We start from the raw sequence: 23,686 nt of genomic DNA, 5'->3' as shown, positions 1-23,686 counted from the left end.
TCAGAGGTGAAACGCTGCTGCGGCCACGATAGTTTAGGGGTTGCCCTACGCAAAAATAGCTCGATGCCAGGTTTATATTTCAAACTCAAAAAGCCTCCTAGATATGATATAAGCTAGGAGGTTTTTGTTTATCCTGAATTTATACAAATCATTTAGCTAATCTCTATATTAGTTTTAAGTTAAATAATTGCCAAAGTTACTACACGTAAAGACTTATCAGAAAGTCAAGTTACCTTCATTTTAGATAGTCAGAATAAATACCAATCCTTTGCTAAAATTGGGTTGCTAAATATACTGTGGTCTAAGGTAGATGACTAGAGGAAATGAAAAACAAGTTATTGAATGGCTTCAAGAAAACTGTGGTAAGGTCATGCTACCTCACATAGGTGTTTTAACTCATGTTGAAACCATTGGAAAAGTTAATGACAACCGGAAAAAAGCCGATGTTTTATTAAACGGTATTCCTGTCTCTTTAAAGCAGGTAGAGTCATCTTTTCTTTACAATAAAGGTTTTAGAAGTGATTTTCTTAATCTGGGTGTTGATATTCAATGGTTTGATAATCAGGTTAAGGATATCCATTATATAGATAAGAACCGTAATGTTTCTTGGCAGACGGCGATGGATCGTCCTCGATTTCAGTCATTACTCCGTATGCTTATGATGGATATAAATTTAAAGCAAGGAATTTCTAAGCATCCTGCAGAGTTAATTCTGACACATCCTGGAGTAACAAAACATGTAATTGATATTTGTGTATATAACTTTAAGGAGTTTTTTGACATCTTTGCAAATGACTGGATTACTTTTGCGTTTATCCGACATTGGCCTGGACAGGAGGACAAAACTGAGAGTGACCGTGCTTACAGAATTCTAAATGAACCGAAGTGCCAACCCTGGGTGTTTGATGGAGTTTCGGGTAAGGGACCAAAAAATTGGGCAAAAAACGCTCTTCCTCCAGATAAAAGACAAACATGTTTTACTTGCAGTATTGCCATTGATTCACCTGTTAAACGTTGGGAAAATTTAAGAGAATTTAGACTTTCGCTCCTGAATAGTGGTTTTTTTGGAGTGGATAGTGAAAAGTTAGAGCGTGTTACCCATGAAGTTAAGCAGCATTTTGGATACCTTGTTTCTGCTCAAGAGGATAAACGATGGATGGAAGTTTTGAAAATCGCAAATCAGATTGCATCGACCAGTTTATAAAAGACTTGATTGAATTCGATGGAGGTTTTAGCGAACTACCTTTTGAAGTTCTTGTTTTATTTGCTAACAGTGCTCAAGAAAAATTCGGCAAACTACCAGCACCGATAGATGACAATTGGGAGGAAGTTGTGTGGCTTGCCTCAATTGAGTTAATTGATGATCCAGAAGATTCGTATGATTAAAGAACTAAAGTCTCCTCTTCGATATCCAGGGGGAAAGCAGAAGGATATACCGTTTTTGTCCGAAGTCATTGATCGAGTTAATCAAACACGTAGTATTAAAGAATTCCGTGAACCTTTTCTTGGTGGTGGTAGCGTTTTACTATATGCAATTGCAAACTTATCTGCGGAGTTGTATTGGGGAAATGATGCTCATTCTTTATTGATGGATTTCTGGTGCCAAACTAAAGAGGATGTTGAATCTCTTTGTAAAGTAGTTACTCATCTCCGCAGAGATTACAATGGACCAAAGCATAAGAGTTCGGAATGGACGCAATTCCGTAGTGACTATCTCAAAATGCTTGAGGCATTACCAGATAATCGTCTACACCGTGCTGCAAAATTTTTTATTCTGAATCGAAGCACTTCTAGTGGAACAACTGAATCTGGTGGACTAACGCCATTAGCGTATTGTGACCGTTTTACACTTTCGAGCATTGAGAGGTTACGCGCCCTAAATGGACGCTTAAAAAAGGTTCTGTTTACTGGCCAGGATTACCAAGAACTTATTCGCAAGCCAGGAAAGAACGTGTTTATTTTTCTTGATCCTCCATATTTGTCAGCGGAAGCATCAAAATTATACGGTAAGTCAGGAGATTTACACACAGGCTTTAATCACGGATTATTAGCAGCAGAACTAAGTAATTGTTCTCATGATTGGTTAATGACTATTGACAATTCTCCTGGAATTCTTGATTTATATTCTTGGGCTAATATTTATCCTTGGGAAAAGCTATACAGCATGACAAATGCGGAGGGACGCAAATCCAAAGGAGGAAAAGAGTTACTAGTAGCTAGCTTTAAAATTGCTACTACAGACTTATCTGACACTAGATCAACAGTAGTATTTCTCCATAGTGAAAAAGCTGATCCAAGAAAACTAAAGCCTCATCCACTCAATACTCAAATATACGGAACGAAAGATAATATATCAGATTTAATTGAATCAATCCGAGAAAGAGGATTTTTTCAAAACAATCCTATATTGGTAACTCAACAAGGCCGAACCCTGCAAATTATTTCTGGGCATCGTCGTTGCCGAGCTGCTATCAAAGCTGGTTTAAATGAAGTTCCTATTGTACGTGTTGGCTCTCAACTCTCTCAAGTTGAAATCGAATCTCGTGTTCTCGATGAAAATTTACACCGACTCAAGGATGGAGTTCAATTGTTACGAGAGTTTGAACACCGCAAGAGAATTGAGACAGCTAAAGCTGTTAAATGCCCAGTGACGTATACAAATAAGAAACATGAAAACGGTAAATTTCAAACAAACTCATCAGCAGATGAATTTTCTGATACTGCTGCTCGTCCCCTAGGATATAATGGGCGAACACTAGAATATGGTGCTAATGCACTTAGTATCGCAAGCCAATTAAATAATGAAGGATATACAGAAGAAGCACGGCAAATTATCAGCCTAGTTCAGGCTAAGAAGTTTGATAATGCTTGGCAAGTAGCGCAAAGACAAAAAATTAATAAACAAACAAATCTCAACACAATTCAGGGTGAACTGTTCTTGGAGATGAATGAAAGACAGTGTTACCTCAAGGGTATTGCAGATGCAGACGCTAAAAAAATTATCAGTGAGTATGGTTATAACTATACTTATCTTATGAAATTAGTTCAGTTGATAGAAAAGCACCTTGGAACAGATAATTATGGATGGGATGATGCGGACTCGTAGAATCTTTTTGTATATCAGCTTTCTACTTTAGTGGTTCTAAGTTTATCTCATGCCAAAAAGCGATCGCTCGTCCAGCCTGGAAAACTAACAGACCGATCGCTACTTCAGTTTTGAAACAAGCATGGTAGGTGAGTCCCATACTTAGGTTAAAGGTTTATCGCCTGCCTGTCACGTATCCTCCTCTCCTTGTGATGAAGACATGATTTGCTTTTGCTGTTCTTGTAGCCAGTTTTCAAAGAGTTCATTCAACAGTCGTATTTTCATAAATTCATCCAGTTGTGCTGGAATAAATTTTTCTAACCGCAAAATCACAAACCATTCAGCGATACGGGTAGGGGGCAATATCTGACCTGGTTGACTGCTAGAGAGCATTTGCACCATTATCGGATGTAGTGCATTCAGTTCAATTGGGCCTACTAAGCCACCAGTTTGGGCTTCCGGCCCGAGTGAGTATTCCCGCGCCAAATCAGCAAAAGAGTTTTCTTTTGCCTGAATCCTGAAGTAGAGTTCTTGGGCAATTCCCACATCCTGGGTTCGCAGTAGGGAATAAATTACTTTGTCTAGTTTTGCCTTGGACTGAAAAAAGTAAGATTCCAGTTTATTACCCCAAGTGGCTTGCTTAAATTTTTCAATTTTTAGCTTACGAGTGGTAATAACTTCTAGTTGATCGAGAGTCAGCCCTTGATGTGCCATCCAAGCCTGGATGTCTTCTTCATTTTTAAACTGTTTTTCAGCATAAAACTGCTGTTTAGCTTGGGCTACTTCCTCAGGAGTACACTCTATTACTACCTTAGCGGAGCGTGAGTTTCGCTCTATCGCCTCATCAATGATTAATTCCCGCTGCAACTGTGGCAGCATTTGGTAACTTGCCAGTAAAGAAATCAGTTCACTAGCTGTAATTGTACGATTACCGATTTGGATCGCTTCAGTCATTAGCTTTCGGTCATCTCAAAAATATCTAGTCTGTTAAAGAAGCTATACCTTAGCCCATTGTCTAGGAACTTTTACCTTAATTCTACAGAGTTAGGTATACTAACCTCACTTTTGCAATAACAATAATTAAATAGTTACTTGCTAACATACTTAAAAATATACAGTTTATATGAGTTTTTATCAAAGATTCTACGTAAATATTAGCAGATGTGAAGATAAAGACAAAAGACAGTTCTCGCCACTACGACTTTAGAAGACGAAGTTTATCAAACTGAGCTAGGGTGTTTTGAGGTTTCTATTATTATGTGTAGAGGCACAGTGGTATTAGTGTCGAGCTTCTTCTCTCAACCTCGAAAGAGTGTTTGGTAGATAAAGGTAAACGCCAAGGACTTTAGTGAGTTCGTGTACCCCTACGGGAAAGCAAGCTACACGCAGCGTCTCGTATCTAAGCGTTTAGAATTTTCTCAATTAGAGCAGGCATGATGTGCTGAGGGCAACGCTCCTACGTTACTAAAGCTTTCTACAAGACGCTGCACGAACGCTATCGAGCATCTCGGTGGTCTGTTTACAGGTGTAATAGATGTAAACAGACACATATTTTATACTGCTTTTCACATAAGGGTATTTATGTATCCTATAACCAAAAATTCTTAGGTCTACAACGACTCTAAATAGTTCAAAAGATCCGCCATTTCTTGAGCACTAGGTTGGAATTTTGGCATTGGCGGTGTTTCGCCACTGATCACTTGGTGAATCAGACCATACCGAGACTTGTGCTTTGAAACAGCTTGCAAACTGGGCCCCACTCGCCCGTCTGCTTCCAAGCCATGACAACCAGCACAGTTAATTTGAAATATCGCGTGTCCTTGAACTGGGTTCCCTGTTAGGGATAAAACACTCTTGACGTATGGATCAGAGGCTTGAACCAACTGAACACCAAAAAAGCCCAAAGGGACTACTAGCAGTATAGCCAGCGTCAATAAAACGATCCGCTGAATCAAAATTTCAGGTTTGGTAATCTGTTTATCCAAAAGGTTTGCTGTGAAAGTCTAGGTGTGCTAAAAAGTTTTCATTTCCTACACATAGCTTAAAAGTTCTTGATTGTGTCTGCAAGCACAGAAGACTATTTTCTTGTGGGCAGTTGGCCTCTAAAAGGCTGTAGGGCGCAGGATTCATACGAAATTTGGTAAAATCAAAAACAGGCAACGAATATTTAATAATTACAAAAAGGAGATTTACAGTGGTTGAACCCCTGCTATCAGGTATTGTCCTTGGTCTAGTTTTCGTCACTCTCGCCGGACTTTTTTACGCTGCATATAAGCAATACAAACGCCCCAATCAGTTGGGGGGATGAGGGAATGCCCAGTGCTGAGTGTTGAACTGAGTGCTGAGTGGGATGAGGGAAGGGGGACAAGGAAAACAAGGAAGCAATTTTTCTTCCCTACTCCCCACTCTTTTCATTCCATAATTCTGTAGAAAGTAAGTGATGTGTTGCCGTAAACTTTCTGGCGGCAAATTTCCCAAGCGGGAATCTCTGGTGGTGTCCAACCTTGTAAAGCGTGTTCAACTGCGATTTCACCGCTAGGATCTAAAAGTTGATAATGAGCGATCGCTTCTAATACTGGTTGGTACAATCCACTAGCATAAGGTGGATCGAAGTAAATTCTATCGAATTGCTTGCTTAATAAAGTCTTTAACTGCTGCGTAATATCTCCCCGCAATACCCGAAATTCTTGGTCGGCATTAGCTACTTGCTGCCAATTTTGTTGGATGGTGGCACAGGCTCGGCTCGATTGTTCAATTCCCACTACTAGGCTGGCTCCTCTACACAAAGCCTCTGCGCCCATTGAACCAGTACCGGCGCATAAATCTAGCCAGCGACAATCTGCAATTTCTCCCTGCCAAATATTAAAGACTGCCTCTCTTACTCGCGCACTAGTCGGTCTAGTTTCTTTTCCTGGTAAAGTTTTTAGCTGGCGATTGCCGTAAATTCTCAGGCTCATTGGTCATTGGTCATTAGTCATTAGTCATTAGTCATTGGTCACTTGTACTGAGCTTGTCCTGAGCGTAGCCGAAGGGCGTAGTCGAAGTATTGGTCATTAGTTTTAGACAAAGGATAAAGAACAAATGACAAAAATAGTATTAAGCAGGAATTTTTTCGCGGACTTGAGCAACAAAATTAGACAGTATTTGCAATCCGATATTAGAGGATTTTTCGGGGTGAAATTGGACTGCCATGAGGTTTTCGTGAGCGATCGCAGCTGTGACGGTTTGAGTACCGTGAGTGATAGTTGCTGCACGGATTAGCGGGTCTATTGGGTCAACATAGTAGGAATGGACAAAATATACCCAAGGATCGGACGGTAAATGCTCCCACAAAATACTTTTTGGTTGAGTGATTTCCAGTTGATTCCAACCCATGTGAGGAATAGTGATGTCAGTTTCTGGACGAAACCGCCGCACTTTTCCTTTGATAATTCCTAGACCTGGTTGAGTACCTTCTGCACTTGATTCAAAGAGAATTTGCAATCCTAAACAAATTCCCAAAAAAGGTTTACCAGATGCGATCGCTTCTTTAATAGGTTGTTCCAAACCACGCGATCGCAGGTGTTGCACTGCTGGATCAAATGCTCCCACTCCTGGTAGGACTATAGCATCTGCCTGCTCTAATTCCTTTGGAGAATAAGTAACATTAGGAGTTGCACCAGCTTTTTCCAAGCCTTTGCAAACTGAGTGCAAATTTCCCATCTCATAATCTACGATTGCAATTACTGGCATTTACCTGCTCCTTGTAAATTTATTATGGAGGGTTTTTCTATTCTAAATAATATTTGTTATGAAGAAAAGAATTCTATTAACTTCTTTTGACACTTGGCTAAAAGATCAACAGTCAAATTCTTCTGATGATTTATTACTTGAAGTTACCAAACTTGAGTTGATCCCACATGACTTCACTTTTTTACGCCAGTTACCCGTAGATGTGCAACTTGCCAGTACTCAGGTAATGGAAAAAATCAAAGCAATCCAACCTGATTACATCATCTGTTGTGGCATGGCTGCAAGTCGTACACAATTAAGCGTGGAAGCAGTTGCTAGCTGCAAAGAAATTGTTTTACACACAGAAGTTGATTTAGAAAAATTAGTCGCGGGAGCAACAGCAATTCAGATTAGCCACGACTGTGGAAAATTTGTCTGTGAAGGTCTTTACTATTCAGTGTTGGACTACTTAAGCCAAAATCAACTTACGGCACGTTGTATTTTTGTCCACGTTCCGATTCTCAATCAAGAAAATTTGATGGGGATTCTTGCCGATTTCGTATTAATTCTTAACAAACTGGCACTTTCATCAAGTTGTTAATGTCTGTATGGTGAACTAAATATCTAAGTATATGTTGCCATTGTTACTAATTTTCCCAATTGCCCAATCAACTCCTGCTACACCACTACCTGAAGAAGTCGTGCAACCACAAGAAGTACGTCCTTTACCAGGTAAGTTGGATACAGTGCCAACGTTTAATAGCAATAGTCCAGAATTGGTGTTGAAAGAAGGAATTTTACTCTCTACCTTTCCACCAGATGGAAAAAAAGTGCCAACAGCGCATTTGAATTTTCCTTTTCGGGGACGATTTGATATTTTTGCTCATCACGTTGCGAAGGCTGAACCACCGGAGAATTTGCGTAGGCGTAGCCCGTCGGAGACATCGCTCTATTTAGGGATAATTTTGCATAACCCTAGTTCGGAACCAGTGAAGGTAAATATTTGGCAAGCGGCGAGTTATTTAAGTCAACCGGATGCACCATTTATTCAGTTACCATCTTTTAGCCAAAATCTTTTAGGTAAAGTTTTTGCCGGTCCAGGCGATCGCGTCATGTCTGATGTACTTAGGGGAGTGCGACAAGAGATTTTCCCTGCCCAAATTGAGATTCCACCAAAGCAAAGTCGGATGTTACTCAATTTGCCAATTCCTGTGCAAGGATTGACACCACCCCTGAATGGTCGGTCTACATTGATCCGACTGCAAAGTGATGGCACTGTCTATGCTGCTAGCCTAGCGATGTTTGCACGGGTTAATCCTGATGGTAGTGAGCGATCGCCTACTTTAGAAGAGTGGCAGAATTTACTAGATAATGGTGATTTAGCTGGGCCACGAGATAAAGCACCCACTCCCCTAGAGGAAACTGGCAAGCCAAGAATTTATGGGCGAGTTGCGGGAGTGGCTGGTGGTTCGCGATGGAGAGCTTTATTAGTAGATAATCCTAAAGCCAGATATCTAACTATTCCCCAGCCTGGTCAAGTATTTTCCTACGCTCTGAGTACCCTGCATGGTGGTACATTAGGAACTGGTCAAATTCAAAGTGCGCCTATGCTGGTGCGCTATCCTGACACCGCATATCGCGCTCATGGCAACTATGGAATTCAATATAATCTCAAGTTGCCGCTATACAACAATACTCAAAGTCCTCAAACTGTTAGTGTATCCATACAAACCCCACTCAAAGAGAATCAGTTAGTCAAACCAGGGTTACGCTTTCTGAGTACACCAGATCCTCAAGTATTCTTTCGGGGAACGGTACGGGTACGTTATAAAGATGAGCGAAATCAGCCACAAACTCAGTTTGTGCATTTAGTGCAAAAGAGAGGTCAAGTAGGGGAACCGTTAGTTTTATTAAAGATGAAACCAGGCGATCGCTCTTTAGTAGAAGTAGACTTTCTCTATCCCCCGGATGCTACACCACCGCAAGTATTAACAGTCTCAACTCAAGCTAAACCTCAGTAATTAGTCATGGGTAATAGGTAATAGCTTTTCTTCAATTACCTATTACTAAAAAATATTAGTCAGATCATTCACAAAGTTCTACTGTTTATCACTTGGCGCGGCTCAAAGGCACACCTGTTATCAAACACCCAATTAGGGCAACGGCTTACAATGTTTACTGATAGCAGGCATAGTATTTATCAAACAGACAGTGTTTAAAAACAATTCAAGATTGTAGACACCTATTGAAGTTGCAATAATAGATACTGTAACTACTAAGGTAGTAGTCCAAGTCCTGAGCTCACGCATAGATTCTTTTGTTTTTATTGTTTGTGCAGAGCGTAAACCACATACACTACCCGAATCTAATCCTGGCAAGTAGCGTCACTAATTATACTACTTACAAGCAACCATGCCATATTTTAGGTTGAAAAAGAATTCAGAATCCAGAATTCATGGCTTTATTCTGACGACTGACTCCTGAATTCTGTTTTGATAAAAATGTTATCGCCAAAACCTAAAAATATTAGAGTAAATATTAATAAATTTAAAGATATAAAAGTTATTTTAAGTTTTTTATCATTAAATCAGGGTCAGCAAAATACTTGTAATTTACGATTGCAAAGCCCTGGACTTACACTATTACGGAAAACAACACTTTACTTATGGAAACCATATCGTATATTTTCTGGATTCCTACGCCATCTGTTCGAGCCACTAAATTCTGAGAATTGCATTGCACAATGTTAAGTAAAATTATGTAAATCTTATTTTTCTATGAAAAATGCACTAATTCTTAAATTCTCATTAGATACTGTGACATTCACTTAGAGTAAGGCACCTAGTATGCCCATTCCCAACACTTCCACACTGGATGGATTGCGAGTACTAGTGGTCGATGATGACCTCGATTCCTGTGTCTGGATGACTTGTTTGCTTGAATTGTATGGAATTGAAGTTCATTCAACTTTCACGGTACATCAAGCCTTAGCAGCGTTTGTCGAACTTCACCCAGATTTAGTACTTAGTGACATTGCCATGCCCGGTGAAGATGGTTATTCGCTGCTACGTCAGATCCGGCAAATCGAAGATAGGCTCGACAAATCTACTCCCGTTATTGCAGTCACGGGACTTGGAAAGTTAGAAGCTCAATTTCCGAAGTCGCAAGCAAGGTTTGACCAATGGTTATTAAAGCCTGTGGACATAGATGAGTTGGTTAGGGCGATCGCTCACCTAACAGGGCGCTCAATATTGCTCGGTGAATTAATTTCTTCATATTGATAAGGCTTTTCACCTCAAGTTTGTGTATTTAGGGTGAATACTTATTCTGCTCAATGCGTTGCAATAGAAATAGCAGACTATAGCAGGCAATAAAAGGACGGCATGGCAACGGATCAGAAAATCAATCAAGAAACTGAGTTAAATTCGCTCCAGCACCTTATTGGAACCACTATCTTACTGGTAGAAGATGAGCCAGATATTGCAGATTTGCTCACTTTCATTTTGGAAACAGCAGGTGCAGAGGTAATGGCTTTAAGCGATGCAGAAACAGCCCTTGATTTGGTCGAATCGCTTCATCCCGATATTTTGCTGTGCAATGTGAAGTTGCCCGATCGTGATGGCAATTGGTTAATTGAGCAAATTCGAGTGCATTCTTGCCCATCTATAAGAGAGTTGCCGGCGATCGCTATCACTTCTTATACACGGGAAGTCTCAAGCCATAAAGCTTTGAATGCTGGTTTTAATCGATTTCTAGTCAAGCTTGAGAGTCCAGAAGAAATTGTAGATGAGATTGTTCACCTGTTATCTACCGATCTTTAAATAGAACTAGCCAGCCTCGATCTTGTTTTTGATACTGATTTCACACAATACGCTATGGGAGCGCACAGCTAACTATACACTCCTACAAACGACTTTAAAAAACGAAACGATATAACCCCAAGTGAGTAGGGTAAAATGTTGGACATATTTGTTAACCTCGTTGAAAACCCTTTGCTGGCTTTTGTTGTCCCTTACCCTTTGGCTTAGATTTGCTAACTTCTCCTAAAGCTTCCTGAAATAAGTTATGCAAATGTATGGGTACACTGGCAATGTCTGGCAACTCTGGCTCAATAGGTTTATAGAATTCTTGCAAAAGTGCATCCAAGTCACTTTCAAGCCTCAACTCTGGACGTTGCAAAAATGTTTGCAACACATTTTCTAATTGATTTGGATACTGTTGTGCTAATCGATGCCAAATAAAAGCATTAATACTTTTATCTTCGAGGTAGTAGCGAATTAGTTTTTCTGCTCCTTGAACACTTTGCCAGTCCTCTGCCGATAAGATTGCTTGTACTTTGCTATATGTTGGTAAAAACATTTGTCCCCAACGGGGATGAGAAAGAGCCGTTACCTGTTCTGCTTTTTTGAGTTCAGCAGGCAAATCAACCTTTGGCATAACCATTTTGCTCTTGCTGCTTTTGCTGTTAAACATCTCAGAGACTACGTTGGAATCTGCACCAAATTCTTGTGCGGCTGCTTTTATTTCCTCGTCACCAATTCCAGCTGCTTCTGCCACTTCCGCAAGAGATTTAGAAGTATCAATTCCTGCGGCGGCAAAGGTTTTTTCAGTAATTACTTCTTGAAATTCCGCTATTTTTTTATTAAGCTGGTATCCAGGTAGTGTGATTTCATCAGTGCCAAAAAAGTCCACAAACTGCTGATGATATTTTTCTACTGACTGCCAAGCTTCTTCTAGCAAGTCTGGAGCATCGCTGTAAAGATTACTTTTATAGTTTTCTTTGAAGTTACCAATTGCTACGGCAAGTTTTGGTTTACCTAATTTACCCATTATTGTGTAGGGGCCAGAAAACATCCAGTAGCTATCGGTAACGGGAGAAATGCGAGTTAGCAAGATTTCTCCGACTTTCAATCGAGATATTGCCTGTAATGTTTGAGTATTGTTTGGCTTGACAATGTAGCGTTTATCTGTCAACCAGTTCGTTAATTCAAAGCCATCAGGTAAAATATTAGTGATGGCAAACAAGCCAATAAAACTATGATGCCAACTGTTTATCAGGCTGCGATCGCTTTCTGCTAAATCTGGATGGCTTTCGATAAACAACTCTAATGGTGACTTATCACCAACTTTCCCGGCTGTCAAAAAGCTATCGATGGTTAAGTCCTGCTGTGTACTATCACCACTTCCACGGCGCAACTGTTCTGCTGCATAAATTTCCAGTGCTTGTGCCAGTTCCCCTTCAGCATCAAGGACAAAATCAACTAAGGCTTGTTTTAATTCGTGCGATCGTTCTAATATGACATCCACAAGTTAATCTCTCGGTGCAACAGATGTAAATTATAGCTTTTGAGAGAATTTCAGCATCTAGCTATTGCTAGATTTATGGAAATGCACACTTAGCGGATTTAGATGTCAGCTTCTCTTAACCCCAATACAGTTCAGTTAAGGCTAAAACTCTTTGTCAAAGTCAATTTTTTTAACGAACCGCAAAGGACACAAAGGACACAAAGGAAGAGAAGGAAGAAATGCTTAACTGAACTGTATTGCTCTTAACCCAAGCGTATTGGCTTTAAACCCACATTCTGCCTTAATGGTTATATTGAGAACCCCTGTAGAGACGAAGCACTGCTACGTCTTGTCTACATTCATTTTCACTCCTATGTCTTTTTATGAGTAATTTATAAGAAGCCTTAAATTACTTAGTAGTCTTAGCAGCCTTTTTGATACCTTGCCATCTTTGTCGCAGTTGCTGCAAGTTAGGTGTATGACCGCCATAACGCCAGCCAACATAAGCTTGACAAATTTCATCTATGACCTCAGCAGTTGCTAAAGCATGATGCTGGTATGAGACTCTGGCATACTCTAAAGGTGTTTGTGCTGGATGTTTGCCTAAACCTTTTTGGGTTGTCCATTGCAGCATTTGTTGATAAAGGCTTTCCATTGCTGGCAATTTCTTTAACCATCGGCGGTTGCGCCACTCTCGCCACTGACCCCAACCTAGCCAAGCGAAGAAAGCCGTTGTAGTCCCCACAATTAAGCCAGTCAATACACCAAACCAACCTTGAGAGAATAAAGCTAAAAACCAAGCGATCGCTCTAATCACCCACTTAAATATTGTCTCAAATACATTATTCAACAAACCTGTCACCGGAGAAGGTAGCCAGCCAGCAACCCAATGCCACAATTGGCGCAAGACACTAAAAGTCTGAGTATCTTCAATGGATGGCGGAATCAGAGGATGATTGGGAATAGGGTCAAAGGCAAACCAACCATATTTCGGAAAATACACTTCCGTCATCGCATAAGCATCAGTATTACGGACAACATACAACCCTGTAAATGGATTAAATTCTCCCGCACTAAACCCTGCTACCAACCGCGCGGGGATGCCAATGGAACGCAACATCACTGTGAGAACTGTTGAAAAGTGGTCTGGATAGCCTCCTTTTTGCTTAAACAAAAAAGTTTCTACCAAGTCTTCTCTTTCACTCAAATAAGGTAATTCTAAGGGATTTTGGGGAACAGAGTAGCGTTGCTTTAAATATTGAGCTAAGTAGAGAGCTTTTTCGTAGGGTGAATCTAGGCTTTTAGCAGACTTTGCGACTTTTTCTTGATTGTAGTTAATGAGGATTTCTTCGGTACGTTGCCGAACTTTTTCGGCAATTTCGGGAGGAATTTGCAGATAATGCTTTTTAATTTGTGGTGGATATTTAGTAGAAGCTTCACCTAACAAAGTGCGATCGCGGTATGGTACTTCAGAAACTACTGTGTATGTAAGACCTTGTGATAATTCTACAGGCGATCGCAATCCGTCTTCTTTATCAACTGCGATCACTGGTGCTGGAAAGTAAACTTCCTTCGGATAAGTCATCGCTGGAATCAGGTTAGGCAAATCCGACACCACTGTATAAGTTTGTACTACCTCTTGGGTTTTACCAGTAATCACAGATGGGGAAAGAAAAATTTGGTAAGACCAAGGCGATCGCCTAACAGTCGTAACGTCTTCATTGCGAGAAACTTCCCATCCCTTACCTGTATAGCGATCGAATCCTAATACTCGCCAAAAACCCTCAGCTTGCGATCGCACCCGCATCACAACCTTGGGCTTCATCTCGCCCCGCAGGTTTTGGTTTATTTGGCTATTAAAACCGTAATAAAAGTTATTATCTATTTTACCTGGTTGACCAGTTTGATTTTGTCCCGTACCACCGCTACCACTGCCTTGATTGTCACCTTTACCTTGGCGGATATAACCGGGATTAATAATACTACGTCCTGTGAAATTATTTTTTACTTGAATAGCAGAACTTACAGGAAAATTCCGTAATTGATAGCCAGGGAATCTAGGTAAAACAGCAAAAATTGCCAGTCCCAGACCGACAATTAGCAAAAAAGTTAGAATTAAAAATTTAAAATTAAGAGTTGAGGAATTCTGCTGATTGAATTTTTCCTTTTGGGTTTTTAATGGCTGCAAACCCAAGCGCGAGCGATAATCTAATACTAAAGTTGGTAAAGCGATCGCTAAAAATAACAGCAACACAGGTGCAAATGCTAAAGTCTGACTTAGCGTTGCTGCCACACCCAATAAAATCAGTCCGATAACAATCGAATAGCCCAAATTTTTGCGGCGGGGTGTATCAAAGCTATGTAGCACCTGGAGTTGAATTAATAACTCTGCCAAACCCAACCGCGTATCATTCAACTCTCCCACTAATCGCCCAAAGAAAGCCCCTAGTGCTACTAACATTCCGATGGCGATACAGAATTTAATTGCAACATTGCGATCGCGGCGACGATAGTAACTCCAAATTGCACCCACTACACTCAGGGGTAACGCCCAAAAACTAAATGAAGTTTCAGCGGCAATATCCGTTGCCACAATTCCCAAAATAACCAACGCTAGCACCAGCACCCGCAAATAAATTGAATCTTCCACTTCTATCAAAGGCGAAGCCTGCGGATTTTGCCGCCAGAAATTACCTACAGGGATACGCCAAAACCGATTCATCCTGGATAAGTTAAACATTTGAGTCTAATGGAAGCAATGATGTAGATGCAAAAAACACAATGGAGGGGAGTCATTACTTACCCTACTACTGTGTCAAAAAATGATATGGCGTTTCCTAATCAATCGTAAGGTAGATCATAGCCCCCTCCTTGCTTGCGGGGAGGGGGTTGGGGGTGGGGTTCTTGTACCTCAGTAATAACTGCTTCTCGTAGACACCCTAATGACCGCTTGTTGAAAAATAGGATAAGCTTCAAAACCAGGAAAATCCTTTTAATATATATCGGCGTTGATTGACAGAGTGTGCTAGCGGTGGCAATTTAAACTAAATTGTGGGATTAATCACAAACAACAACGACTGTTCGTCTATTTCTGGAAATTCAACTTCTAGGGTATAAGTTGGGTTAAGTTGCTCGCAGCCTAACTCTACATTTAAGTATCCCGAAGTCGAAGATGTTGTCATAGCTAAAGTGCCGCTTCCCCGCAGCGTCAAAGTTCCTTTAACAGGTAACTCAGCTTGAACAAGTAACTTCGTAAGTTTACCTAGAGAGTGGTACTCTACTCTGATATTTAAAGTACCAACACTGGTTAGCCATTGTCTTTCTACCACCGGACTAGTTGCTGAAAGTGGTAAAGTCAGATTTTCCAGTAGTTGTTTAGCTGCTAGCAACGACAAAGCCATCTGTTGACGCGGTTGTAAATCTGAGTAATCGCTCTGAATAGCGGGCATTGCCTCCAAAGTACTTACAGACCGATAGGTGCTTCTTAGCACCAATCCAGCTATGTCATTTAGTGCTTGAGACTCATTGGGAAAAAAGTTCTCCACCACTTGAACTAATTTTGCCCCCAACGGCACTGAAGATGTCACTAAAGCCTGACATTGTTCTAGCAATTGCTGGAAAACTCTTTCCGGTAAGCGAGTCGGTAGGGTCAACTTCGATTGTTGTACCATCCATCCCCAGCTAGGAACGAGTGTCATTGACGGCTCATCAACAAAATCAGGATATTCAATTAATTGTGTTTCCCAAGGAAACAACGGTGGTTGTTCTTGGGCTTGGATTTGTAACCGATGCTTTAGGACAGCTTGAAAACGATCTTGCACAGTAGGAATTTCTCCCAATTGAAAGGTCTGGGGCGTTCCTCCCAATTTTGGCTCACTGCTTTTTGAAGCAGCAGTGGCTTCCTTGAGGAGGTTTTTTACCCCGTCATTTTCCTCACATTCTACCGATTGCTCGTTATTTTTGACATTATCTGTCAATAACCAATCGAGACACTGGTGTTGTAAGGATTCTGAGTCACTATTCATGAGTAGATGCACCCGATCCGGAAACTAATGAGTTACGAATTTCCCAAGCTTGCTCAAGAATCTTAAACCATCGTTTTTGAAGTTGTGCCATTGACAGCCCTAAAGTTTTTGCTATTTTTTCATCAGCTTGTCCTTGTTGCTTCAACTCTAATAAAGACCGTTGCTTATTGTCCAGCTGTGCTGTGTATACTTGCCATTGCTGGGGAGTTAAGCCCAAATTGGTGTGCAAAGAAGCTTCCAGCCACTCGTGAACTAATTCCCAACGGTGCAACAGGGCAAACCGAATCAAATGATACTTAAAGCGCTGTTGCAAATAATCTCTCTGACGAGGGGTTAAACCTAAAATCGACTCAATTTCCTGTGCTGATAAATCCTGGAGGCGGAGGGAAAAGTAATCAGCGCAGTCAGATTGTTGCCGTTGTTCGAGATAATTCATTAATTCTGTAACGACAACGGAGCGCAATGTGTCTTCTTCGGGTTCGGGTTCGGCTTGCGTTGCCATTGTGGAGCGCAATTGGTGAATTGCTGGCTCTTCCCAAGAACCGTCACCTTCATTATTGCTACCTTCTGCGGCTTGTTCTATATCTACGCTGGTTTCTGGGGGCTGCTGTTGGGAAAAAGTTTGTGCCCGCAGGATAATTAGCTGTTGCTGGCGACCTGGTAAGGGAATGCGTCGCTTGCCGTAGCGCTCGGTAAATGCCATATACTCGGACAATTCCAAGAGCGTCTGAGGGCGATAAGTGGCACCGAGTTGATTTTCTCGCCGGAAAGCGTTCAACGCCTCCAAATAAAAACTCTGGAGGAAATCTTCAATTATCGTCAGCCGCCCTTGATAGCTCAATTGCCTCTGAGGTGGATTAATATATCGATAAATAATTGCACTCAGAGTACTGTGTAATTCGACCCTGCCCCGATTTGAACCCAACTGATAGTACCTGAGACACTGTTGCAGCCGATGCCGAGCCAAGGTCATCGCCGAGCTTTCTACAGATCCAGAAGCTTGGATACGTTTACTCTCATGACAAATCCGGTAGACTTCGGTGGTAATACGTGTTGCGACATCGTGGCAATTTTGTTTTGAAGCTTTGGTTGACTGCTGAAACTCCTTGGACAGGAGTTGAAAGATCGCCTCCACGCCTGTAGAATTTTCTCCCAGAATAGTTGCAGATGGAATAGTTGCGGTTGCGGCTGAATTCATAGTCTCGGTTTTCAAAAGACCCTAACTTACTTAAATACAACCTGTAGGACTGTGGGTATTGGCTTTTTTGGTTTTACGTATAAGCTAAACGCAGACCAATCCTATATTGAGGATGTGGCTGATTTTATTATTCCCAATTCTAATGGGATTGTTCACACTTGATAGATGTTATTGCCATTACCCTAGAGCCGTATACAAGTCATTATGGATTTAGAAGCACAAATTCAATTGCTGATTGACAATGCACCCCGCGATGGTATGACACCACATCTTGTTGCAGCAATTGCTCCTGCCCTTAGAGCGATCGCTCAAAAATTACGCTACTCCCAGTACTATATTCTCCAAAATTCGGAGTCAAGCTGGGTTCTAACTACATTGAGCAATCGTGCTAACCCAGGATTGGAAAAACGTGTGATTTACGCTTTCCCTACCATACAGGATGTCTCTCTAATTTCCCCTGATGGGCTTGACCCTCAAATGCTAGCTAAAATTACTCCTGTCACCCATATTTTGTTCCAAATGGTGGCATTAAAACCCGTAGATAGTATCGTTTTTTTAGAGACGCCGGGTAAGACCACTCATACCGTCGAAGTTCGACGCACTGAACTAGAAAAACTCATGCAGAAACAGTTACGACAACAGCGATCGCCTAAACAGATACCCCCTGATATTGCATAGAAAAAATTTGGATGTGGAGTTTTTTAGATACAATCCCACATCCAAAATTTTAAATCTCAAATTTCTTTAAAAAAGTTTTCTAAATCAGTGAAAAAAGAAATTTTTTCTTTCCGTTACACTATGCGACTGACTCAACTCTCGATGAAACCTAAAATTGATTAAAAAACAGTTATCAGTGAACATTTTTCCGTTTTCAAGTTTTAGTTTCCCAGTGAAGCAGAGTCTTATACTTAAAAACTTTCACATCAAAAAACATCCCATTCTTTATTGTCAGGTTCCCAGTAACCACAAGCAGGCAAGTCTTTAGAGTGAGCGCTCAGTCGAACGCTTTCCACCCCACAAGTAGTAGTAATTTATTTTTTAGAAATCCCTAAGAACTTCCAATAAAAACCCCACTTTCTACCTGCTAAATAAGTGGATTTAATTAAACATAAAACAGCTTTAGTGTCTTAAAGGGTTGGCAAAACACAACATTTCAGCTTTTTGGTGGGTTACGGAAGCCACAACACACCTATATCTAAATCCCCACTTTCTACCTGAGAACTGATAACTGATTTAATAGAGGCGACTCAGTGTGTACTCAGCGATGTTAATCAATGCCTGATGGGATTCTGAGAATGGGAGAACCGCAAGATGTTCAATTGCCAACTTAGCATGGTGAGCAGCTAACTCTCGCGCCTGCTGTATACCTTGACTATCTTGAATCAGTGCTAGTGCTTGCTCTAAATCTCCTTCTTGAGCAAACTCTCGTTCAATCAGCACTTCCAAGGATGGTTTTTGGGCTAAAGCAAATAAAACCGGTGCAGTCAGATTACCGCTTTTGAGATCAGACCCCACTGGTTTACCCAAGGTATCTGTTGTACTGGTGAAATCTAAAATGTCATCAACAATTTGAAATGCTATACCAAAATGACGACCGTAGCTATACAGATGCTCAACAGTTTCTCGCGAGACTTCACTGAGTAACCCAGCAGCTTTAGAACTGTTGGCGATTAAGGAAGCTGTTTTGTAGTAACTCTTCTCAATGTACGTTTCAATAGAGATACCAGCATCAAAACGATTTAGTCCCTGCTGAATCTCCCCAGTAGCCAAATCCATAATGACTTCTGAGAGCAGTTTCACTACCTCCAAATTGTCCAAGTTTGCTAAATACCAGGAAGATTGGGCAAAGAGAAAATCTCCTGCTAAGATGGCAATGCGGTTCCCGAACAAACTATGAACGGTAGGAACGCCTCGCCGCACGTCTGATTCATCTACCACATCGTCATGTACTAAGCTTGCTGTGTGAATCATTTCTGTAATCTCAGCAAGGCGACGATGACGCGGCGTAATGTCTTGTTCTAACATTGTTGCCCGCGATATTAGCAGGACAATTGCTGGTCTGATACGCTTTCCCCCAGCTCCGAATAAATGTTCGGCTGCTGCAAACAGAATGGGGTGGCGATTTCCAACTAGCTGTTTTAGATTATCTGCTAGTAGTCGCAGGTCTGCTTCCACAGGGGTAAACAGGGAGGTGGCTGGGGTCATGGATGGGCGGACTCTGACTTAGGTTACGAAAGTTTACATATCCTATACTCATTTTAAGATAACCCTGTGCCAGCGCAAAGTTTTCATCAGGTAATCCCATTTTTATGAGTCTATGGGTGATAATTAAGGTTACTAAGGTTTTTGTCAATAAGCAATTATGCTTAATTTGTCGTTACTCAAATTTTAAACTAACTTAAAACATGAATTTTCAGTACACGGGATAAAAGTCAGATTAAATTGTGTTAAGTAGTTTCTCATCTCACCTTTCTTGCCACAGTTCCAAAGATAATTTAAGTAATATTACTTATTGACAAAAATGAAGCGATTTAAATTCGTCGCCAAGAGATAAGGCTAATTTCTCCAGATTGAGGTGTAGCTCTTCAAAAAATTTGAAATTTAGCATCTTAATAAGCTCAAAATTCAGGGTCGTTGTGTTACGCTAAAATATAGGAATTTTAAATTTTGTAAGATATTCGCACCCCAAAAGTTAAGTCAGCTACTAGTTGATTTTACTGAGTTGGTGTTGTAAGTCTAAAATAAATATTCGTCGGTTACATTAAGGGAATAAATTCTTTAATTTTTCCTACGATACGCGAAACTCCTGGTTTGGAGCTGTGTGATATCCCTATGGGAAGCCGCTACACGTCCTCAGCGCACGTTGAGCGCAGCATTGCTCTTTTCACAGCAGTTTGAGCAAAAATAAAGCAGATCGAGTAGACCGCTGAAAATCGTAGTTTTAGATTGTTATACGGCAAGCTAACTGCTGTGGGATCTATGGTCTGCTATAAGTCGCGTTAAATTATAAATTCTTTGTCCGTAGAGTATTTGATCTCTATAGGTAGTTTTACCATAGGAAACTACAGTCATCAAGAATGCACTTGCTTGGCTGAGGTTCTACTAATTTTATGGAATTTTATATTCGTTTAGAAGGGTGCTAGTAGAACAATGATTTACGGAAGTATACCTATGATGATTTTTATTTTAGCCTCTGGATATTTGTTCACAGTCTACCTGTTATTAGCACTGGCGAAGCGAACGGGTGCAAAGACTATTCCTACAAGTTTCCCTTCATCTACCGAAGGAAAACACAAGCAGGAGATATCAGTTAATAGTCAATAGTCATTTGTCATTTGTCAATAGTCATTTGTCATTTGTCATTTGTCATTTGTCATTTGTCCTTCGTCCTTGGTCATTTGTTTTGAGAAATGACTAAGGACTAAGGACTAATTAGTTTTATTGGAGTTGGGAAATAGCAATATCAGTGAAGGAAACCTCTTCAACCATTGGGGTATAGCCTAGCCACTGCACTCCTGACTGGGAAAACTGTTGCGGACAACCGCTGACGGCGAAGCGAGTTGGTAATGGTAGATGAGTATTTCTTAAGCCTAGTAAGTCTAGTTCTTGGGCACAAGCTGCCACAACATGAACAGCTGGATCGACCAACTGAACTTGAGAGGGGAGGAGCGATCGCAGTACTGGTGTAAGGTGGGGATAATGGGTACAGCCGTGAACTAAGGTGTCAATTTCTTGCTCTAATAAAGGCTCTAGATAGGCTCGTGCGACTTGTGCAGTGTAAGGATCGTGAATGCGGTTTTGCTCAATCAGTGGCACAAACTCTGGACATCCAACTTGCCAAACTTGGACATCAGGAGCAATTTCGAGTATGGCGTGTTTATAAGCATTACTCTTAGCTGTAGCTGGAGTGGCAATTACACCAATCCGCTTTCCTTGCTGCACCGCAGCTTTTGCGCCCGGTAGGATTACTCCCAAAATGGGTATGCTAAATTCTTGACGCACGGTTTCTAGGGCTAAGGCTGAACTGGTGTTGCAAGCCATAATTACCATTTTTACCTGCTGCTGTTGTAGCCAGGTAATAATTTCACGTGTAAATCGTAAAATTTCTGCTTGTGAACGAATTCCGTAAGGAAGTCTAGCTGTATCCCCAAAGTAAACAATTGATTCATTGGGGAGTTGCCGATATAGTTGTCGCAGTACTGTCAGCCCACCCACACCACTATCAAAGATGCCAATTGGGGCACGTTGGGGTTCTCGATTGGAAAAATCGTCAAGATTCCCTTCAAAAATGGAAGATGAATACACAGGCAGATATAAATTTAGGTTTTGGGATTTAAAATACAGAATTTAGCAGACTATCTCCAAATTGACCACTAAATTCTGCGCGTCAAAGAAGTTTAAATACCACCTCTTTAATTAGTAATTTGTACTATATTACCTCTGCTGTAAGTATTTTAGGATGCCACGAGCGATCGCTTCTGCCATCCGATTTTGATATTCTGGTGTTCCCAATCTGGGATTATCCTCGTAACCAGTCATATAACCTGTTTCTACCAAAATTGAAGGCATAGAGCTTTTCCTCAGAACATAGAATCTAGCTTTGCGGGTTCCCCGGTCTTTGATAGTACCGATGTCCTGGAGAATGGTTTTACGAACTACTTCAGCCAGATTGTAACCACTATCGTAATAATATACTTCTAACCCATTGACATCAGGGCGATTATCAACGGAATTAGCGTGAATGCTAACAAACAAAGTCGCATTAACCCGCTTGGCAATATCTACCCGTCCCTGAAGTTCTACGAAAAAGTCGGCATCCCGCGTTAGCACCGCTTGTACGCCATTTTGCTCTAAAATTGCTCCTACCCTTTTTCCAATAGGCAGAATTACATTCTTTTCCAAAAGTCCCCCAAGACCAGGGGCACCTGAGTCTTTTCCCCCATGTCCTGGGTCAATAACTACTAGCAATTTCCCTTTAGGAACTGAGGGGCGTGGCTGTGGCTGTGAGATTGGACGGGGATTATCTATAGGATTTGGTAATTGACCTTGGTCTGGTAATGGCAGTGGAGGTAAAGTAATGGGCGGTGTGATGCTGCTACTAGAGCGTCGTAATTCTAAAGCTAAAAGCTGGTCGCCTACCTGGTTAAGTTCCCCAATTTGTACTCCGGCTGCTGGTTGAACTAAGACGGTGACAGTGTTGGATTCTTGTGGTTGCAGGCGTACTCGCAGAATCGGGCTATTAGGATTGAAAGTAGGGCCTGTGACTTTGGGAGCTAACTTAGCATTGTTGATAGTGATGCGGAACAGACCAGAGGTTCTATCCCAGCCTCCTGTAGCAGATAAAGTTTGGTCGGCTCGAATCAGCAATTGCGTACCATTATTAGCCAGTTGTACAGACTGAATGCTAGCAGTTGTATTACTTGGTGCTATGGGACGTGGATTGTTACTTCCAGGCAGCTGGGCAACCCCACGACTGGGTAGAACTACAAAACCGCCAGCACTGCTAGTGGTTGCTCGCCAATTTGGACTATTTTCATCTACTTGTAAAGTCAGGCGAACAACAGATGGGCTGGTTTGCAGCTGGGTGAACTGGATACGGCTAACACCATAGCGATTAATCGACAAATCTCGCTGCTCTAAACTTGGTGATAGAGTTGCACCAGCAATGTCGATGTTAATTGCTTTTTGATCGTTGCTACGATTTACCTGAATCTGAGGATTGCCACCATTGGTGCGGATAAAAAACCCATCACCAGTAACTTGTAAGTTCTCAATTTGAGTAACTTTGGCGACAAGCATGCTGTTGTTAAGTGGATTTACAGAGCCGCTTGTCACTACATTGTAAATATTCCTTGGGGGAAATGTTGGTGTAGATGTTCTGGGTGAAGTATTAGTGGCTATAGTTTGTTCTGGTTGCCCCTCAGTGTTTCTTGCGGGTGCATTGTCGGCTTCTGGCGTCGGTAATTGCACTGTCCAGCGATCGCCACTTGTACCCACAAATTGCACTCGTTTGGGATCTAAACTATAACCAGGAGTCAGTTCAACTACTATGCGCGTTGTTTGTTCGTCAAACTGCCCAACACGGATCGAACGAATTGCACCGCCCACTTGTTGGGTTAGCTGTGGGCGGCCAAATGAGGTTCCTGGTAAATCAATTACTAGACGAGTCGGGTTAAAAATTAATTGTGCTTGGGGTTGAACATCCCCTTGAGTATTAATTTCCAGCTTGTTTTGATTAGCATCAAAACGCCAAGATTCAAGTCTCGCGGCCATTGCCGGCGACGATAGCATGAAGATGGTTCCAATAGTACTGGATAGTAACCAGCGTAATTTCACAGTCTTTTCTCCTGATTCACATTTATGGGAGCCGTCAACATCTCA

At 41.3% G+C, this 23,686-nt stretch carries 21 protein-coding genes; 10 read left to right on the top strand and 11 right to left on the bottom strand.

Annotation, left to right across the window (positions count from 1 at the left end):
- Positions 1-310 precede the first annotated feature (310 nt).
- The 3 genes from V7K41_RS12990 to V7K41_RS12980 are packed head-to-tail and all read left to right on the top strand — an operon-like array spanning position 311 to position 3,106.
- Positions 311-1,204: a hypothetical protein gene (locus tag V7K41_RS12990; RefSeq protein ID WP_334848685.1), complete on the top strand. Its 894-nt coding sequence runs from the start codon at positions 311-313 to the stop codon at positions 1,202-1,204.
- The gene (locus tag V7K41_RS12985) at positions 1,153-1,386 is read left to right on the top strand and encodes a hypothetical protein (protein WP_334848684.1); all 234 of its coding nucleotides are present in this window, start codon (positions 1,153-1,155) and stop codon (positions 1,384-1,386) included. The genes V7K41_RS12990 and V7K41_RS12985 overlap by 52 nt, the downstream gene beginning before the upstream one ends.
- Positions 1,379-3,106 (top strand): DNA adenine methylase, encoded by a 1,728-nt coding sequence (locus tag V7K41_RS12980; RefSeq protein ID WP_334848683.1) that lies wholly within the window; start codon positions 1,379-1,381, stop codon positions 3,104-3,106. The genes V7K41_RS12985 and V7K41_RS12980 overlap by 8 nt, the downstream gene beginning before the upstream one ends.
- 168 nt (positions 3,107-3,274) lie before the next feature.
- On the opposite strand, the gene V7K41_RS12975 is transcribed toward V7K41_RS12980, so the two are convergent.
- Both V7K41_RS12975 and V7K41_RS12970 read right to left on the bottom strand, forming a co-directional pair.
- On the bottom strand, positions 3,275-4,039 hold the full coding sequence (locus V7K41_RS12975; RefSeq protein WP_334848681.1) for a peptidylprolyl isomerase: 765 nt from the start codon (positions 4,037-4,039) through the stop codon (positions 3,275-3,277).
- Positions 4,040-4,695: 656 nt separating this feature from the next.
- Positions 4,696-5,070 carry a cytochrome c gene (locus V7K41_RS12970; protein ID WP_334848680.1) on the bottom strand — a complete coding sequence of 125 codons (375 nt, stop codon included), beginning with the start codon at positions 5,068-5,070 and terminating at the stop codon, positions 4,696-4,698.
- 209 nt (positions 5,071-5,279) lie between these two features.
- Here V7K41_RS12970 and petG point away from each other — a divergent pair, with 209 nt between their 5' ends.
- The gene (petG, locus tag V7K41_RS12965; RefSeq protein ID WP_063721252.1) at positions 5,280-5,393 is read left to right on the top strand and encodes a cytochrome b6-f complex subunit V; all 114 of its coding nucleotides are present in this window, start codon (positions 5,280-5,282) and stop codon (positions 5,391-5,393) included.
- A 103-nt stretch (positions 5,394-5,496) separates the two neighbouring features.
- On the opposite strand, the gene rsmD is transcribed toward petG, so the two are convergent.
- A complete protein-coding gene (rsmD, locus tag V7K41_RS12960; RefSeq protein WP_334848678.1) occupies positions 5,497-6,042 on the bottom strand; it encodes a 16S rRNA (guanine(966)-N(2))-methyltransferase RsmD in 546 nt (181 codons plus the stop codon).
- 139 nt (positions 6,043-6,181) lie between these two features.
- Positions 6,182-6,817, bottom strand: coding sequence for an imidazole glycerol phosphate synthase subunit HisH (gene hisH / locus V7K41_RS12955; protein WP_334848676.1), 636 nt, complete (start codon positions 6,815-6,817; stop codon positions 6,182-6,184).
- Positions 6,818-6,875: 58 nt separating this feature from the next.
- Between hisH and V7K41_RS12950 the strand changes: the two genes are divergently transcribed.
- The 4 genes from V7K41_RS12950 (at position 6,876) to V7K41_RS12935 (ending at position 10,617) form a co-directional block, all read left to right on the top strand.
- The gene (locus V7K41_RS12950; protein WP_334848675.1) at positions 6,876-7,397 is read left to right on the top strand and encodes a pyroglutamyl-peptidase I family protein; all 522 of its coding nucleotides are present in this window, start codon (positions 6,876-6,878) and stop codon (positions 7,395-7,397) included.
- A gap of 31 nt (positions 7,398-7,428) precedes the next feature.
- Complete coding sequence (locus V7K41_RS12945) at positions 7,429-8,817, top strand: DUF3370 domain-containing protein (protein WP_334848674.1); 1,389 nt, start codon at positions 7,429-7,431, stop codon at positions 8,815-8,817.
- Between the two features lie 825 nt (positions 8,818-9,642).
- Complete coding sequence (locus tag V7K41_RS12940) at positions 9,643-10,077, top strand: response regulator (RefSeq protein ID WP_334848672.1); 435 nt, start codon at positions 9,643-9,645, stop codon at positions 10,075-10,077.
- 102 nt (positions 10,078-10,179) lie between these two features.
- Positions 10,180-10,617, top strand: a complete 438-nt coding sequence (locus tag V7K41_RS12935) for a response regulator (protein ID WP_334848670.1) — start codon at positions 10,180-10,182, stop codon at positions 10,615-10,617.
- Positions 10,618-10,768: 151 nt separating this feature from the next.
- On the opposite strand, the gene V7K41_RS12930 is transcribed toward V7K41_RS12935, so the two are convergent.
- The 4 genes from V7K41_RS12930 to hetZ all read right to left on the bottom strand — a co-directional run bounded on the left by V7K41_RS12930 (position 10,769) and on the right by hetZ (position 17,305).
- Positions 10,769-12,103, bottom strand: a complete 1,335-nt coding sequence (locus tag V7K41_RS12930; protein WP_334848668.1) for a hypothetical protein — start codon at positions 12,101-12,103, stop codon at positions 10,769-10,771.
- 388 nt (positions 12,104-12,491) lie between these two features.
- Entirely contained in the window at positions 12,492-14,804 is a 2,313-nt protein-coding gene (locus tag V7K41_RS12925) for a transglutaminase TgpA family protein (protein ID WP_334848667.1), read from the bottom strand.
- A 322-nt stretch (positions 14,805-15,126) separates the two neighbouring features.
- On the bottom strand, positions 15,127-16,107 hold the full coding sequence (locus V7K41_RS12920) for a PatU (RefSeq protein ID WP_334848665.1): 981 nt from the start codon (positions 16,105-16,107) through the stop codon (positions 15,127-15,129).
- A complete protein-coding gene (hetZ, locus tag V7K41_RS12915) occupies positions 16,100-17,305 on the bottom strand; it encodes a heterocyst differentiation protein HetZ (protein ID WP_334848663.1) in 1,206 nt (401 codons plus the stop codon). The genes V7K41_RS12920 and hetZ overlap by 8 nt, the downstream gene beginning before the upstream one ends.
- Positions 17,306-17,509: 204 nt before the next feature.
- Between hetZ and V7K41_RS12910 the strand changes: the two genes are divergently transcribed.
- A complete protein-coding gene (locus V7K41_RS12910; RefSeq protein ID WP_334848661.1) occupies positions 17,510-17,983 on the top strand; it encodes a hypothetical protein in 474 nt (157 codons plus the stop codon).
- Between the two features lie 555 nt (positions 17,984-18,538).
- Here V7K41_RS12910 and sds read toward each other — a convergent pair.
- Positions 18,539-19,510: a solanesyl diphosphate synthase gene (gene sds / locus V7K41_RS12905; protein ID WP_322727486.1), complete on the bottom strand. Its 972-nt coding sequence runs from the start codon at positions 19,508-19,510 to the stop codon at positions 18,539-18,541.
- Positions 19,511-20,476: 966 nt separating this feature from the next.
- Between sds and V7K41_RS12900 the strand changes: the two genes are divergently transcribed.
- A complete protein-coding gene (locus tag V7K41_RS12900; RefSeq protein WP_334848689.1) occupies positions 20,477-20,629 on the top strand; it encodes a hypothetical protein in 153 nt (50 codons plus the stop codon).
- A gap of 114 nt (positions 20,630-20,743) precedes the next feature.
- Here V7K41_RS12900 and murI read toward each other — a convergent pair whose 3' ends face one another.
- Together murI and V7K41_RS12890 are read right to left on the bottom strand one after the other, a co-directional pair.
- Positions 20,744-21,610: a glutamate racemase gene (gene murI / locus V7K41_RS12895; RefSeq protein ID WP_334848659.1), complete on the bottom strand. Its 867-nt coding sequence runs from the start codon at positions 21,608-21,610 to the stop codon at positions 20,744-20,746.
- A 129-nt stretch (positions 21,611-21,739) separates the two neighbouring features.
- On the bottom strand, positions 21,740-23,641 hold the full coding sequence (locus tag V7K41_RS12890) for an N-acetylmuramoyl-L-alanine amidase (RefSeq protein WP_334848657.1): 1,902 nt from the start codon (positions 23,639-23,641) through the stop codon (positions 21,740-21,742).
- Positions 23,642-23,686 lie beyond the last annotated feature (45 nt).

It is taken from the genome of Nostoc sp. (assembly GCF_036917415.1).
Taxonomy (GTDB): Bacteria; Cyanobacteriota; Cyanobacteriia; order Cyanobacteriales; family Nostocaceae; genus Nostoc.
The sequence above is the reverse complement of the archived record's forward strand: the minus strand, read 5'-3'. Positions and strand labels throughout refer to the sequence as shown.

Bases quoted from the DNA above. Each gene is read 5' to 3' on its own strand.
- V7K41_RS12990 (WP_334848685.1), top strand. From the start codon at position 311: ATGACTAGAGGAAATGAAAAACAAGTTATTGAATGGCTTCAAGAAAAC.
- V7K41_RS12985 (WP_334848684.1), top strand. From the start codon at position 1,153: ATGGATGGAAGTTTTGAAAATCGCAAATCAGATTGCATCGACCAGTTT.
- V7K41_RS12980 (WP_334848683.1), top strand. From the start codon at position 1,379: ATGATTAAAGAACTAAAGTCTCCTCTTCGATATCCAGGGGGAAAGCAG.
- V7K41_RS12975 (WP_334848681.1), bottom strand. From the start codon at position 4,039: ATGACTGAAGCGATCCAAATCGGTAATCGTACAATTACAGCTAGTGAA.
- rsmD (WP_334848678.1), bottom strand. From the start codon at position 6,042: ATGAGCCTGAGAATTTACGGCAATCGCCAGCTAAAAACTTTACCAGGA.
- hisH (WP_334848676.1), bottom strand. From the start codon at position 6,817: ATGCCAGTAATTGCAATCGTAGATTATGAGATGGGAAATTTGCACTCA.
- V7K41_RS12950 (WP_334848675.1), top strand. From the start codon at position 6,876: ATGAAGAAAAGAATTCTATTAACTTCTTTTGACACTTGGCTAAAAGAT.
- V7K41_RS12945 (WP_334848674.1), top strand. From the start codon at position 7,429: ATGTTGCCATTGTTACTAATTTTCCCAATTGCCCAATCAACTCCTGCT.
- V7K41_RS12940 (WP_334848672.1), top strand. From the start codon at position 9,643: ATGCCCATTCCCAACACTTCCACACTGGATGGATTGCGAGTACTAGTG.
- V7K41_RS12935 (WP_334848670.1), top strand. From the start codon at position 10,180: ATGGCAACGGATCAGAAAATCAATCAAGAAACTGAGTTAAATTCGCTC.
- V7K41_RS12925 (WP_334848667.1), bottom strand. From the start codon at position 14,804: ATGAATCGGTTTTGGCGTATCCCTGTAGGTAATTTCTGGCGGCAAAAT.
- V7K41_RS12920 (WP_334848665.1), bottom strand. From the start codon at position 16,107: ATGAATAGTGACTCAGAATCCTTACAACACCAGTGTCTCGATTGGTTA.
- hetZ (WP_334848663.1), bottom strand. From the start codon at position 17,305: ATGAATTCAGCCGCAACCGCAACTATTCCATCTGCAACTATTCTGGGA.
- V7K41_RS12910 (WP_334848661.1), top strand. From the start codon at position 17,510: ATGGATTTAGAAGCACAAATTCAATTGCTGATTGACAATGCACCCCGC.
- sds (WP_322727486.1), bottom strand. From the start codon at position 19,510: ATGACCCCAGCCACCTCCCTGTTTACCCCTGTGGAAGCAGACCTGCGA.
- V7K41_RS12900 (WP_334848689.1), top strand. From the start codon at position 20,477: ATGATGATTTTTATTTTAGCCTCTGGATATTTGTTCACAGTCTACCTG.